A 14,231-nucleotide genomic window follows, 5' to 3' on the forward strand; every position below is an offset into this window, starting at 1 on the left:
GGATCCGAAGAGCAGATCACGGTATAACTACCTAATAATCAACAAGCAAACCAAATATATAGTTCCCTATATAAAATTATACACTTTACATTGCGTTAAATACATACTTTTACTTCATAAAAATATAAACTCCTGCATACACAAAGTATATACTTCTACAAATAGAGATATAAGTGCGTTAAATATCCCGTTAACAATGTTAATTCAAGAAGGATGATCATAAGAACTCTATAAAAGAGTTTCCTTTTTTTGAGGTATTTCAGTTTATTACTAACTTTGCAGACATAAGAAGTTCAAAAACAAGAAAGAATGAAAAAGATAACCCTGTCTCTCCTGCTCTGTCTCATTTGTCTGAGTGGTATGGCGCAAAGTAGTAAAAAGTTAGACCTGAAAGATATAACTTCCGGAAAATACCGTGCGGAAAATATTCGTAACGTAGTGCCGATGCCCGACGGAGAGCATTATACACAAATGAATGAAGAAGGTACGCAAATCACCAAATACTCTTTCAAAACAGGAGAACCGGTAGAAGTCATCTTCGATGTAACCAAAGCCCGGGAATGTGATTTCAAGAATTTCGATGGTTACCAGTTTTCACCGGACGGGGAAAAGCTGCTTATCGCAACCGAAATAACGCCCATTTACCGGCGTTCATATACAGCCGTACATTATTTATACCCCTTGAAACGTAATGAGAAAGGAGTGACGACAAACAACATTATTGAACGGCTTTCTGACGGGGGACCTCAACAAGCCCCCGTCTTCTCACCGGACGGTACCATGATCGCTTTCGTACGCGACAATAATATCTTCCTGGTAAAAACCCTTTATGGCAACAGCGAAAGCCAAGTGACGGAAGACGGCAAACCCAATGCAGTGCTCAACGGTATTCCCGACTGGGTATACGAAGAGGAGTTCGGCTTTAATCAAGCCTTAGAATTCAGTGCAGACAATTCTATGCTTGCTTTCATCCGCTTCGATGAAACGGAAGTACCTCAGTATCAATTTCCCCTATTTGCCGGTGAGGCACCACGTATCGATGTATTAGAAGACTATCCGGGAGAATATGCATATAAATATCCGAAAGCCGGATACTCTAACTCCAAAGTAGAAGTGCGCACGTTCGATATCAAATCGAAAGTTACCCGTACAGTGAAGTTACCATTGGATGCCGATGGATATATCCCGCGTATCCGTTTTACAAAAGATGCCAACAAACTGGCCATAATGACATTAAATCGCCACCAGAACCGTTTTGATATGTACTTTGCCGATCCGCGTTCAACGGTCTGCAAATTGGTATTACGCGACGAATCACCTTATTACATTAATGAGAATGTATTCGACAATATTCAATTTTATCCCGAAAACTTCAGTTTTCTGAGTGATAAAGACGGATATACCCACCTTTACTGGTATAGCATGGGAGGCAATCTGATAAAACAAGTTACCAAAGGCAATTATGAAGTAAAATCATTCTTAGGATATGATGAGGCGGACGGCAGTCTCTACTTTATAAGCAATGAAGAGAGCCCGATGCAACAGGCCGTGTATAAAATAGACCGCAAAGGAAAAAAAACAAAACTATCCCAAAAAGCCGGTATGAACAGTGCATTGTTCAGCCCGACTATGAAATATTACATCAATACATATACCAATCTCGATACACCGGCAGTCATCACCCTCAATGACAACGAAGGGAAACCTTTGAAAACATTGGTTACCAACGATGCATTGAAACAAAAATTAGCACAAATCGCTCTACCGAAAAAAGAATTCTTCAAATTTAAAACAACGGAAGGAGTAGAATTGAACGGCTGGATGATGAAACCGGCAGACTTTTCGGTATCTAAGAAATATCCGGTGTTGATGTATCAGTACAGTGGACCGGGCTCACAACAGGTTTTGGATAACTTCAATGTAAGTTGGGAAACCTATATGGCCAGTTTGGGTTACATCGTCGCTTGTGTTGACGGACGCGGAACAGGCGGTCGCGGGGCAGAGTTCCAAAAAAACACTTACCTGAACCTCGGAGTAAAAGAAGCCAAAGACCAAGTGGAAACCGCCAAATATTTAGGAACATTGCCCTATGTAGATAAAGGACGTATCGGAATCTGGGGATGGAGTTATGGCGGATACATGACAATTATGAGTATGAGTGAAGGTACGCCGGTTTTCAAAGCAGGTGTAGCAGTAGCCGCCCCTACGGACTGGAGATTTTATGATACGATCTACACGGAACGCTTTATGCGTACTCCCAAAGAAAATGCCGAAGGATATAAAGCCGCATCCGCCTTTACACGGGCAAACAAACTCCATGGCAACCTTTTGCTCGTACATGGAATGGCTGACGATAATGTACACTTCCAGAACTGTGCCGAATATGCCGAACATCTTGTTCAACTGGACAAACAATTCGATATGCAAGTTTATACCAACCGTAATCATGGAATTTATGGTGGTAATACCCGTCAGCATCTATACACGAGATTAACCAATTTCTTTTTAAAGAACCTTTAAAGAGTTATGATTTATGAATGATGATTTATGGATTATACAGAAGTGCTATCCATAAATCATCATTCATAGCCCATAATTCATAAATCATAATTCAAATGAGAAAGCCTGAGTGGCTGAAGATCAGCATTGGCGCCAATGAACGCTACACGGAGACTAAACGTATCGTAGAGAACCATTGCCTGCATACGATTTGTAGCAGTGGACGCTGTCCTAATATGGGAGAGTGCTGGGGAAAAGGAACCGCAACTTTTATGATAGGAGGCGATATCTGTACCCGTAGTTGCAAATTTTGCAATACGCAAATCGGTCGCCCCCTTCCATTGGATGCTGACGAACCGACTCATGTAGCAGAATCCATAGCCTTGATGAAACTTTCTCATGCAGTAGTCACTTCAGTAGACCGGGACGACCTTCCGGATTTAGGAGCAGGACACTGGGCGCGTACCATCACTGAAATAAAAAGGATAAACCCGGATACTACCATTGAGGTGTTGATACCCGATTTTCAAGGACGAATGGAATTGGTAGACAAGATTATCACCGCAAATCCGGAAATCATATCACACAACATGGAGACCGTACGCCGCATCAGCCCATTGGTGCGAAGCGCAGCCGACTATGAAACCAGTCTCCAAGTAATTCGTCGGATAGCCGAAAGCGGTATTACCGCCAAAAGCGGCATCATGGTCGGACTGGGAGAAACCCCATCGGAAGTGGAAGAACTGATGGATGATCTTCTGGCAACAGGATGCAGCATACTCACTATCGGACAATACCTGCAACCTACTCGCCGACACTATCCGGTAGAGGAATACGTTACTCCTGAACAATTTGCCCAATACAAACAGACCGGACTCGAGAAAGGTTTCGAACAAGTAGAGAGCGCCCCGCTCGTACGCTCATCTTATCACGCAGAAAAACATATTAAGAAATGATCTAAACATAAATACCCCCTTGTTTGTTTTATAGGAAACAGGCAAAATGTACACTAAAATGAATCATAAAGGAATATTATCTTCCGCATTTAATATGTCATTGGGATACCTCCCCGTTATTATCTCCATTATATTATGTGAATTTATAACGCAAGACACAGCAATCTATATCGGAACCGGTATCGGAATGCTATACTCATACTATTCAATGCACCGTAAAGGTGTACGGATTCCTAATTTTATTCTTTACATTTCGACATTTATGCTGATGTTACTCACATTGGCCGCCCTTATCCCGGGAGATTATGTTCCCCCCGGAGCACTTCCGCTTACATTAGAGGTCAGCATACTCATCCCTATGTTAAGTCTTTACCTGCATAAAAAAAGATTCATCAACTATTTCCTGAAAAAGAAAGATATCTGCAGCAAACGAATGTTTGCTCAAGGTGCGGAATCAGCTATCGTATCGGCACACATCATACTGATATTGGGATTTTTGCATTTTATCATCATCAGTCTGGCCATATTTTTCTCTCATCCGATGGGAAAGACGACAGGATGGGTCATATTCAACCTCATGCCTCCCGCTATTTTCATTTTATGTATCATCTTCAATCAGATAGGCATCCATTATTTTAATAAATTAATGGCTCACACGGAATATGTACCTATTGTCAACACTCAGGGAGATGTCATCGGAAAGACGATGGCGATGGAAGCCCTTAATTACAAAAACACCTATATCAACCCGGTAATCCGTATCGCTGTAGCCTCACACGGCATGCTTTTCTTATGTAACCGTCCGCAAACAGCCATTCTGGATAAAGGAAAAACAGATATACCGATGGAATGTTATCTTAGCTACGGAGAATCACTTGCGGAAGGATGTCGAAGAATATTACGCAATACTTTCCCAAAAGCCGATGGACTGAAACCTACTTTCAGCATCATGTATCACTTTGAAAACTCAGTAACCAACCGCCTTGTCTATCTTTTTGTTCTGGACGTAGAAGATGATTCCATCCTTTGTGACCCACGTTTCAAAGGGGGAAAACTCTGGCAATTTCAACAGGTAGAACAAAACTTGGGACACAAGTTCTTCAGCGAATGTTTTGAAGAAGAATACGAACACCTGAAAAACGTTATTGGTATAAGAGAAAAATACAGGGAATTTTAGAAAGCTCGGGAAGATGCCCTTTCCACTCTTTCACCGTCCGGGTTCGGATATACTCTCCTTCACAGGTGATATTGGCAGCAATACAGAGCCGTGTCTGCGGACGGCAATTGTTCAAAATATCCTCTACCATCTTATTATTACGATAAGGTGTCTCAATGAAAAGCTGCGTCTGATGCTCGGAATATACACGCTGCTCCAATAACTTAATTTTCTTTGCACGTTCTCCCGGTTCAATAGGCAAGTAACCGTGAAAGGCAAAACTCTGTCCGTTAAATCCGGAAGCCATTACAGAAAGTATAATAGAGGAAGGCCCCACCAGCGGAACTACACGCAGCCCCTTACGCTGGGCAATCGCTACGACATCTGCTCCGGGATCGGCAACGGCCGGACAACCGGCTTCCGAAATCACTCCCATAGAAGCTCCTCCCGCCAATGGTTTTAAATATCCGGAAATATCTTCAGGAGAAGTATGCTTGTTTAATGTATAAAAAGCCAGGGCATCGATATCGATCTCACGGTCTACCTTCTTTAAAAAACGACGGGCCGAACGGACATCCTCAACAATAAAATGGCGGATATTCAAAATAACTTCTTTATTATAGGACGGCAATACGGATTCGATAGCGGTATCTCCCAAAGTCACGGGAATAAGATAAAGAGCTGTTTCCATAAAAATAATTGATTAATGTGCCAATGTGCCAATTTAATAATATGCCAATATACTAATGCGCCAATGTACCAATTGGCTGCGCTATAAAACAAGACGGAATGTGTCAATTGAATAATAATTTGCTGATGTTTCCAATTGGTGAATTTCTTTATTCTTTCATTTTTTCATTCTCCAATTGGCACATTGGCACATTATTAAATTGGCACATTATTTATAACCGGATTCTTGTAACATATGATGATAATCGGTCATCTGCAACAAATCCTGCAAGCTGACATCTTTATGGTGTTTCATATAAGAAGATACAATGCGTGTCCCCATCCAGGTTCCAATCAATGCCGGTGCATTCTCACCGAAGAAGGCGGTAAACGGTGCCGGCTTCATATACTTGCGCACAATCATCGGATCGCGGACGTAGAGATGTTTATTCTTCAACATATACTCCCACACATTCTTTTCATTCTCGCTGCACCATGCTTCTTCTTTCTCTGCATATCCCATCGCTTCGCCCGGAGAGCGATACCCTAATAGCATCTGGACAGCATAATTTATCTTTCCCGAATGCAACATCATATCGAGCAGGCAAGTCCCTTCCTGAAACGGAAAAACATACTTACTCATCAGATAAAACACCAAACAATCGGGTACAATACGATCGGGACGCATAGAACGGCACTGATAGTCGTAATAAAAACGCTTGTACAAAGCATAATCTTCTCCCATGTACTTATCCAAGCTAATGCCCAGCAACGTATCGGACAAGACTATCGACTCATTAAATGCGGATACTTGCGAATAAACAAGAGGTATTTTTATCTCAGGAACCTCTTTTTTCAATTTCTTGAAACCTTTCGTCAAGCCTTTTTCCACTTCGTCCAGATTAGGGAAACGTGTCTCCACATCGGCCATCAGACGAAGCAAGGTAGTATCCGAATAAAATGTCTTAAGTTTCTGAGAAATGGTATCGTCACTCACTTGTCCTAACCCAAGCACCTCTTCAATCAGAATCTTGGTAGGTTGACGATATTCCATGTTCATCTTTTGCAGAGCAGAAAAGCTATTGGAACGAACATATTCGTTCAACAACTGATCATACCGAACAACGGAAATCCCCTTCTCTTCATTATGCAACAACCTGTTCTCTCCCGTACCCATCCGACAGGCAACGGCGAGCATGCATATAATAAGGAGAAGAGGATTCCGCAGTTTCATAATTATTATCCGTAAATGATGTTTCCGTCTTCATCTTTGTACTCGTCGAGGCCTTTCTCATAAGTAGCCATAGCACGAAGACTCATACCGACACTCGAAAAACCGCCATCGTGGTAGAGGTTCTGCATCGTTACCTTGCGGGTAAGATCAGAGAACATCACAATACAATAATCGGCACACTCGTCAGCAGTAGCATTTCCCAACGGAGACATACGATTAGCAAAATCGAAAAGCTTATCCATCCCCTTCACACCCGATCCGGCAGTAGTGAATGTGGGCGATTGAGAAATCGTATTCACACGTACACTATGCTCGCGTCCGTAAATATATCCAAAACTACGGGCAATAGACTCCAACAGAGCTTTGGCATCTGCCATATCGTTATAACCGTAGAATGTACGTTGTGCGGCTACATAACTCAAAGCAACAATCGATCCGTAATCTGCAATCGCATTCAGTTTTTTGGCAGCCTGAATCATTTTATGGAAAGAAACAGCAGAGATATCCAATGTTTTCTCCAACATTCCGTAATCAAGGTCGTCATACGTACGTTTCTTACGCACATTAGGAGACATCCCGATCGAATGAAGAACAAAATCGATCTGACCATGCAATACATCCATAGATGTCTTGAACACATTCTCCAAATCTTCCACATTGGTAGCATCGGCAGGGATTATTTCGCAATTCAGTTTCTCGGCCAGAGCATTTACTTCACCCATACGTATGGCCATGGGCGTATTTGATAATGTAATAGTTGCACCTTCTTCTACGGCTTTCTCCGCTACTTTCCAGGCAATAGACTGGTCGTTCAGGGCACCGAAGATAATACCTCTTTTTCCTTTCAACAAATTGTAACTCATACCTTTTAAAATAGTTAAATTAGGTTGCAAAGATAGGAACTTTCTGCATAAAAACACGAGAAGTGTGCAAAGAAAAGACTAAAATGACAAAAAATCCACCTAAACCAACAGTTTATACACATCTAAGGGAATTTTCACGTCTATATTTGCATCAGATAATTAAGAGGTTTTTTCATAATATTTATTTAAGGTTAGAATTAGGTTAACATGAATCATTATTATCCCTTCCGGTAGATGGCTCGGGAGAGTAATCTGCCAAAGGATAATAAATCTCTTTATTTATCGGAAGTAAATAACCCTTTAGTATTAATCCATAGAAACATAATTTTAAATGAACACATTAACGAAAAAACTCCTGTTGCTAACGGCGATATGCCTGCCTTTCCTTTCCGGGAATCGAATATGCGCTCAGGAAGAAAATTTAATAGACAACAGTATTTATAACGATCTTCCATTCGAAATGCCCGTTGTAGAGCAACCTACTTTCCCCGACTATGAGGTGAACATTGTTGCATACGGTGCCAAAAATGATGGAAAGTTTCTCAACACGGAAGCAATCAACAATGCCATAAAAGCAGTAAATGCCAAAGGCGGAGGAAAAGTAATTATTCCGGAAGGATTGTGGCTGACCGGCCCTATCGTACTCTTGAGCAATGTAAACTTATATACAGAGCGTAATGCACTGATTCTTTTCACCGATGATTTCGAAGCCTATCCTATTATAAATACTTCATTTGAAGGCTTGGAAACCCGTCGTTGCCAATCGCCGATCTCGGCACGCAATGCGGAGAATATCGCAATCACAGGTTATGGCACATTCGATGGCGCGGGGGATAGCTGGAGACCGGTAAAAAAAGACAAACTGACTGCTTCCCAATGGGGCAAACTTGTAAAATCGGGGGGGGTAACCGATTCAGCAGGGAAAATATGGTATCCCACAGCCGGCGCCCTGAAAGGTGCATTGGCATGTAAAGACTTTAATGTCCCCGAAGGCATCAATACCGATGAAGAATGGAATGAAATCCGTCCATGGCTCCGTCCCGTACTGCTCAATATCGTAAAAAGTAAAAAGGTGCTGTTGGAAGGAGTGACATTCAAGAACTCCCCCAGTTGGTGTCTGCACCCGCTTTCATGCGAACATATTACCGTAAACAATGTAAAGGTATTCAACCCTTGGTATTCTCAAAACGGAGATGCGCTGGATTTGGAATCATGTAAAAACGCACTGATTATCAACAGCCTGTTTGATGCCGGAGACGATGCGATTTGTATCAAGTCGGGAAAAGACGCTGACGGCCGCCGCCGTGGAGAACCTTGCCAGAACGTATTGGTCAAAAACAACATAGTATTGCACGGACACGGTGGCTTCGTTGTAGGAAGTGAAATGTCCGGTGGTGTAAAAAACATCTATGTGACCGATTGTACCTTTATGGGAACCGATGTCGGCTTACGCTTTAAAAGTACTCGCGGGCGTGGTGGCGTGGTAGAAGGTATTTATATCAACAACATCAACATGATCAATATCCCGAACGAACCGTTATTGTTCGACCTGTTCTACGGCGGTAAAGGTCCGGGTGAAGAGACTGAAGAAGAGCGTGCTGCCAATACCAAAACCGATGTTCCTCCTGTGACAGAAGAGACTCCGGCATTCAGAGACATTCACATCTCGAATGTTTATTGCAAAGGTTCCGGACGCGCCATGTTCTTCAATGGATTGCCGGAAATGCCTATCCGGAATGTAACTGTAAAGAATGTAGTCATTACCGAGGCTGCTGAAGGTGCCGTCATCAGCCAGGCCGAAGATGTGCAATTGGAAAACATCCGTATCGAAACGAAGAAGAAAGGCGGACATACACTCCAAATGAAGAACGCTAAAAAGATCAAAGTTGACGGTAAGACCTATAAAGAGGCAGATGCCAAAGGGACGAATCTGAACTTCAAATAAACCACATTTTCATATTATAACAGCAAAGCAGGCAGTCCTTTGATCATTATTGACAGGACTGTCTGCTTTTTTTAGATTACATTTGCGGAGAAATAAACAAGAAAGAATATTTACTCATCATAAAACAATAGAGAAAGATATGAAAAGAAACCTTTTTATCCCCCTGTTTTTCCTTTGCTCATGCCCGTTAGCGACACTGGCACAGGCAAATGAAAAGACGCTTACTGTAGAAGTCAGCAATCCTTGGAACCGGGCAAAAAGCGATGAACCCGTAGTTATCAAGTTGAATGAACTCAATGCCGGATTCCGTATCAAATCCGCTACCGTTATGGACGGCAATACGGAAATCCCTTCACAACTCGACGACCTGAACGGAGATCGCCGCGCAGACGAACTGGCATTTGTCATCAACCTGCCCGCTCAAGGAAAGAAAACGCTAAAAATCAATCTGTCATCGGAGAAAAGCGATAAAAAATACGAGCCCCGAGTATATGCAGAGATGTTAGTAAGCGACAAAAAGGGGAAACATGTACCGGTACATTCGGTCACCATCCCCGGCAATGTCAACATCTACAACCAAATGCATCATCACGGCCCGGCTTTCGAATCGGAACTGGTGGCCTACCGTCTCTATTTCGATCATAAGCAGACAGTAGATATCTACGGAAAATTCAATAAGGGTTTTGAAATCAAAGAGTCACAGTTCTATCCTACCGACGAACAATTGGCACGCGGTTTCGGTGACGATGTATTGCGTGTAAGCGGCAGTTGTGGTGTGGGTGCACTAAAAGGCTGGAACGGCAAGAAAGCTATGCACATAGAACCGGTAAGCACATTGACAGAGAGTATCATTGCTTATGGACCTGTCCGCACTATCGCAGAAATCAAAGTAACCGATTGGGAGTATCAAGGTTCGGAACTGAATATGACCACCCGCTATACACTTTATGCCGGACATCGCGACTTACAAATAGAAGCATTCTTCGAGGAACCGCTCAAAAATGAAATCTTCTGTACCGGTGTACAGGACATTAAAGGATCGGTTTCTTATTCTGATCATAAAGGACTTATCGGCTGCTGGGGGACAGACTGGCCAGTGAACGATACAGTAAAATATGCTAAAGAAACCGTAGGGCTCGCAACCTGTATTCCTCAAAAATATGTAGTAGCAGAAGTGAAAGACAAACCCAATTATCTCTATACGCTGACAGCCAAAGGAGACAACTATTTTTCTTATCATACTACATTTACTTCGATGAAGGAAACTTTCGGCTATAAAACACCGGAAGCATGGTTTGCCTATATACGTGAGTGGAAAGAAGGACTGGAACATCCTTTTGTCGTTACAATCAAACAATAAAACAATTTATCCACTCTATTAGACAATTATTACCCATCGCGGGAGGATGTGCTTCGTAATTTTGTGCAGTAAAATAGAATAAAAACATATTGTACAACTTAAAAATTATTATTATGAAGAAACAATTACTTCTCGTGATGGCTTTCGTAGCCGCAACTTTTACAGTTAATGCACAAGGTACCTATTCTGTCGGAGAACAGTTTATTGGTGATGATGGTCAACTTACAACAACTTCTATTACAAGTACCGATTTAGGTAGTATTACTTCCGTACCGGGTGTCGTTCTTACGTTTGGAAGTAATACTTATACTATAAAGATACATAATAATCCATTTAATGAAGTGTTCACTGCACGCCTTGAAGGAGGAAGCAATCCAACCATAGACGCAGGAACCGGATGTTTCTATAAATTCGAAATAAGCGAAGACGGAGAACTTGATTTAGCCTATCAATTAGGAAATGGAAAACCAATGTATATTCTTGATAATGGAACAAGTCTAACAGAAAATGTGATGCCCGGCTTCCCTTATGAAGTTCCGGAGAAAGTTACAGAAGGAAAAACAATCAATGTACAGGCTGGGCATACCTATTATCTATTCGGTACAGGAACTAAATTAGGATTTTATGGTTTCACATTCCGTAAATCCGGTAGTACAGGCATCACTGATACAACAGCAGGTAAACAAGTAGTTGCTACAGAATACTATAATGTTCTTGGTATGAGACTGAATGAACCCACCAAAGGTTTGAATATCATCAAAAAAATTATGGATGATGGTTCTTCAGAAACGACTAAAGCATATATGAAATAACATTTCATTTGAAGTATAAAAGTAAAGCCCCTACTTGTATTTTAAACAAGTCTGGGGCTTTTTACATATAATTATTACACAACAATGCACAATAAATACACCAAAGCAATCGATTATTCACCTCCGGTTTCACCCGGAACATCTATATTTGCAACCAGGAATTCGATAACATACTAATAATAAAAAACAATCCATGAAAAAATTAGCACAGACCTTAGGCCTTTGCCTATTTATGACCCTCTCCGCTACGGCACAAAAGAACTACGTATCCGAAGTTTGGGTTGCAGATCAAGGAAACGGAACCTACAAGAACCCGATTCTTTATGCGGATTATTCCGATCCGGATGCTTGTCGCGTAGGAGACGACTTCTACATGACTTCATCCAGTTTCAACTGCTTGCCCGGTTTGCAGATCCTTCATTCCAAAGACTTAGTCAACTGGACGATCATCGGTGCTGCCGTTCCCTATGCCCTCTCTCCTATCGAAACTCCCGAACGCCCTGAACATGGCAATCGCGTGTGGGCACCGGCCATCCGTCATCATAACGGAGAGTTCTACATCTTCTGGGGAGATCCCGATCAAGGCGCATTCATGGTGAAAGCACGTGATCCGAAAGGTCCCTGGTCAGAGCCTGTACTCGTAAAACCGGGAAAAGGTATTATCGACACATGCCCTTTATGGGATGAAGACGGTAAAGTATACCTCGTGCATGCCTATGCAGGCAGCCGTGCCGGACTCAAAAGCGTTATCTCTATCTGCGAACTGAATTCAGACGCAACAAAAGCCATCACACAATCCAGAATCATATTCGACGGACACGAAGCCCACGAAACCTGTGAAGGCCCCAAATTCTACAAACGCGGTGAATATTATTATATTTTTCACCCGGCAGGCGGAGTGCCTACAGGTTGGCAAGTAGTGCTGCGGTCAAAGAATGTTTACGGTCCTTATGAGTGGAAAACCGTTTTAGCTCAAGGAAATACCCCGGTCAACGGACCTCACCAGGGAGCATGGGTTGATACTCCGACCGGTGAAGATTGGTTTATGCACTTCCAGGATGTAGGAGCATACGGCCGCATCGTACACTTGCAACCGATGAAATGGGTGAATGACTGGCCCGTTATCGGCATCGATAAAGACGGAGACGGCTGTGGCGAACCGGTATTAACATATAAAAAGCCCAATGTAGGAAAAACTTATCCTATCTGTACTCCGCAAGAAAGTGACGAATTCGATGGATATACCCTCTCTCCGCAGTGGCAATGGCATGCCAATATCAATGAGAAATGGGCTTATTACGCAGGCGATCACAGCTATGTACGCCTTTACTCTTACCCGGTAGTAAAAGAATATAAGAATCTTTGGGATGTAGCCAACGTTTTACTCCAAAAGACTCCATCCGATAACTTTACGGCCACTATGAAGTTAACTTTCAAACCGACCACCAAATACAAAGGCGAACGTACCGGGCTTGTAGTAATGGGCATGGATTATGCCGGCCTGATCCTTGAAAATACAGACAAAGGATTAGTACTTTCACAAGTAAGCTGCAAAAAGGCAGATAAAGGAACGCCGGAAACAGTAAACGAAGCAATCGACCTGAAAGACAGTACGGTGTACCTGAAAGTAAAATTCAGCAGTGACGGCCAAAAGCTCGGTAAGAGTGAAGGCGGACACGATCTGCTGGTAATGTGCGATTTCAGTTATAGCCTTGATGGCAAAAAGTTCCAAAAGTTAGGTAAACCGTTCCAAGCCAAAGAAGGAAAATGGATCGGAACCAAAGTAGGAATGTTCTGTACTCGTCCTGCCTTAGTTACCAATGATGGTGGATGGGCTGATGTCGACTGGTTCCGTATAACAAAGAAATAATCTAAAAGAGAGTTTACAGTACTCTTTCTAATAAGTTTCAGCCAACAAATTCGTGCCCCTGCAAAAGAAAACTATTGCAGGGGCATATTTGTTTTTCTACATTTGCAGAACATTTATAAAAACAGAAAACAATGAAAAAGCTCGTTATCTTCGATTTGGACGGAACATTGCTAAATACAATTGCCGATTTGGCCAATAGTACGAACTACGCCCTGAAAGTATTGGGATACCCCATCCATGAACCTGATAAATATAATTTCATGGTGGGCAACGGCATCAACAAGCTTTTTGAGCGTGCGCTCCCCGACGGAGAGAAAACAGAAGAGAATGTACTCCGTGTCCGCCAAGAGTTTGTGCCTTATTACGACCAGCATAATGCGGATAAAAGCCGCCCGTATCCCGGAGTTACGGAATTATTGGAAACATTGCAGACAGCCGGTATGCAATTGGCAGTTGCCTCTAATAAATATCAGGCAGCTACGGAAAAACTGATCGCCCACTACTTTCCGAATATCAAGTTCACTGCCGTATTCGGTCAACGCGAAGGCATACCGGTGAAACCGGATCCGATCATAGTGAAAGAGATATTACAAATAGCTAAAGTACAAGAAGAAGAGACCCTCTACGTAGGAGACTCAGGAGTAGATATGCAGACTGCAATCAATGCAGGCGTGACATCCTGCGGTGTTACTTGGGGATTTCGCCCACGTACCGAATTGGAAAGTTTCCATCCGGATCATATCGTAGATAATGCAGAAGAGATAAAGCTGCTCTGTCGCTAAAACTCTTATCCATTGTCATTAAAACACTTATTCTTTTTAATCGTTTCACAATCATGAGACGCTCGTTTCACAACTGTGTGACGCT

Annotated in this window: 11 protein-coding genes; 8 read left to right on the top strand and 3 right to left on the bottom strand. The window is 42.4% G+C overall.

All coding sequences use genetic code 11. The annotated features are described in order from the left end of the window. Nucleotides 1-309 precede the first annotated feature (309 nt). From HMPREF1532_RS04455 to HMPREF1532_RS04465, 3 genes are all read left to right on the top strand, one after another. Nucleotides 310-2,520, top strand: a complete 2,211-nt coding sequence (locus tag HMPREF1532_RS04455) for a S9 family peptidase (protein ID WP_005925409.1) — start codon at nt 310-312, stop codon at nt 2,518-2,520. A gap of 95 nt (nt 2,521-2,615) precedes the next feature. Further along, nucleotides 2,616-3,455: a lipoyl synthase gene (gene lipA / locus HMPREF1532_RS04460; RefSeq protein WP_005925412.1), complete on the top strand. Its 840-nt coding sequence runs from the start codon at nt 2,616-2,618 to the stop codon at nt 3,453-3,455. Between the two features lie 58 nt (nt 3,456-3,513). Continuing rightward, nucleotides 3,514-4,632, top strand: coding sequence for a hypothetical protein (locus HMPREF1532_RS04465; RefSeq protein ID WP_005925415.1), 1,119 nt, complete (start codon nt 3,514-3,516; stop codon nt 4,630-4,632). On the opposite strand, the gene HMPREF1532_RS04470 is transcribed toward HMPREF1532_RS04465, so the two are convergent. The 3 genes from HMPREF1532_RS04470 to HMPREF1532_RS04480 all read right to left on the bottom strand — a co-directional run bounded on the left by HMPREF1532_RS04470 (nt 4,598) and on the right by HMPREF1532_RS04480 (nt 7,377). After that, nucleotides 4,598-5,302 carry an SAM-dependent methyltransferase gene (locus HMPREF1532_RS04470; RefSeq protein ID WP_005925418.1) on the bottom strand — a complete coding sequence of 235 codons (705 nt, stop codon included), beginning with the start codon at nt 5,300-5,302 and terminating at the stop codon, nt 4,598-4,600. The two genes, HMPREF1532_RS04465 and HMPREF1532_RS04470, sit on opposite strands and share 35 nt — an antisense overlap. A gap of 207 nt (nt 5,303-5,509) precedes the next feature. Further along, on the bottom strand, nt 5,510-6,514 hold the full coding sequence (gldB, locus tag HMPREF1532_RS04475) for a gliding motility lipoprotein GldB (RefSeq protein WP_005925421.1): 1,005 nt from the start codon (nt 6,512-6,514) through the stop codon (nt 5,510-5,512). Between the two features lie 5 nt (nt 6,515-6,519). Beyond that, nucleotides 6,520-7,377: an enoyl-ACP reductase FabI gene (locus tag HMPREF1532_RS04480; protein ID WP_005925424.1), complete on the bottom strand. Its 858-nt coding sequence runs from the start codon at nt 7,375-7,377 to the stop codon at nt 6,520-6,522. 331 nt (nt 7,378-7,708) lie between these two features. Here HMPREF1532_RS04480 and HMPREF1532_RS04485 point away from each other — a divergent pair, with 331 nt between their 5' ends. The 5 genes from HMPREF1532_RS04485 (at nt 7,709) to HMPREF1532_RS04505 (ending at nt 14,146) form a co-directional block, all read left to right on the top strand. After that, on the top strand, nt 7,709-9,322 hold the full coding sequence (locus HMPREF1532_RS04485; protein ID WP_005925427.1) for a glycoside hydrolase family 28 protein: 1,614 nt from the start codon (nt 7,709-7,711) through the stop codon (nt 9,320-9,322). Nucleotides 9,323-9,461: 139 nt separating this feature from the next. Next, nucleotides 9,462-10,682, top strand: a complete 1,221-nt coding sequence (locus HMPREF1532_RS04490) for a DUF4861 domain-containing protein (protein WP_005925430.1) — start codon at nt 9,462-9,464, stop codon at nt 10,680-10,682. A 113-nt stretch (nt 10,683-10,795) separates the two neighbouring features. After that, entirely contained in the window at nt 10,796-11,494 is a 699-nt protein-coding gene (locus HMPREF1532_RS04495; protein ID WP_005925433.1) for a hypothetical protein, read from the top strand. 193 nt (nt 11,495-11,687) lie between these two features. After that, nucleotides 11,688-13,364 (top strand): glycoside hydrolase family 43 protein, encoded by a 1,677-nt coding sequence (locus tag HMPREF1532_RS04500; RefSeq protein ID WP_005925436.1) that lies wholly within the window; start codon nt 11,688-11,690, stop codon nt 13,362-13,364. Between the two features lie 131 nt (nt 13,365-13,495). Next, nucleotides 13,496-14,146: an HAD family hydrolase gene (locus HMPREF1532_RS04505; protein ID WP_005925439.1), complete on the top strand. Its 651-nt coding sequence runs from the start codon at nt 13,496-13,498 to the stop codon at nt 14,144-14,146. Nucleotides 14,147-14,231: the final 85 nt, after the last annotated feature.

Source organism: Bacteroides salyersiae WAL 10018 = DSM 18765 = JCM 12988 (genome assembly GCF_000381365.1).
Taxonomy (GTDB): domain Bacteria; phylum Bacteroidota; class Bacteroidia; order Bacteroidales; family Bacteroidaceae; genus Bacteroides; species Bacteroides salyersiae.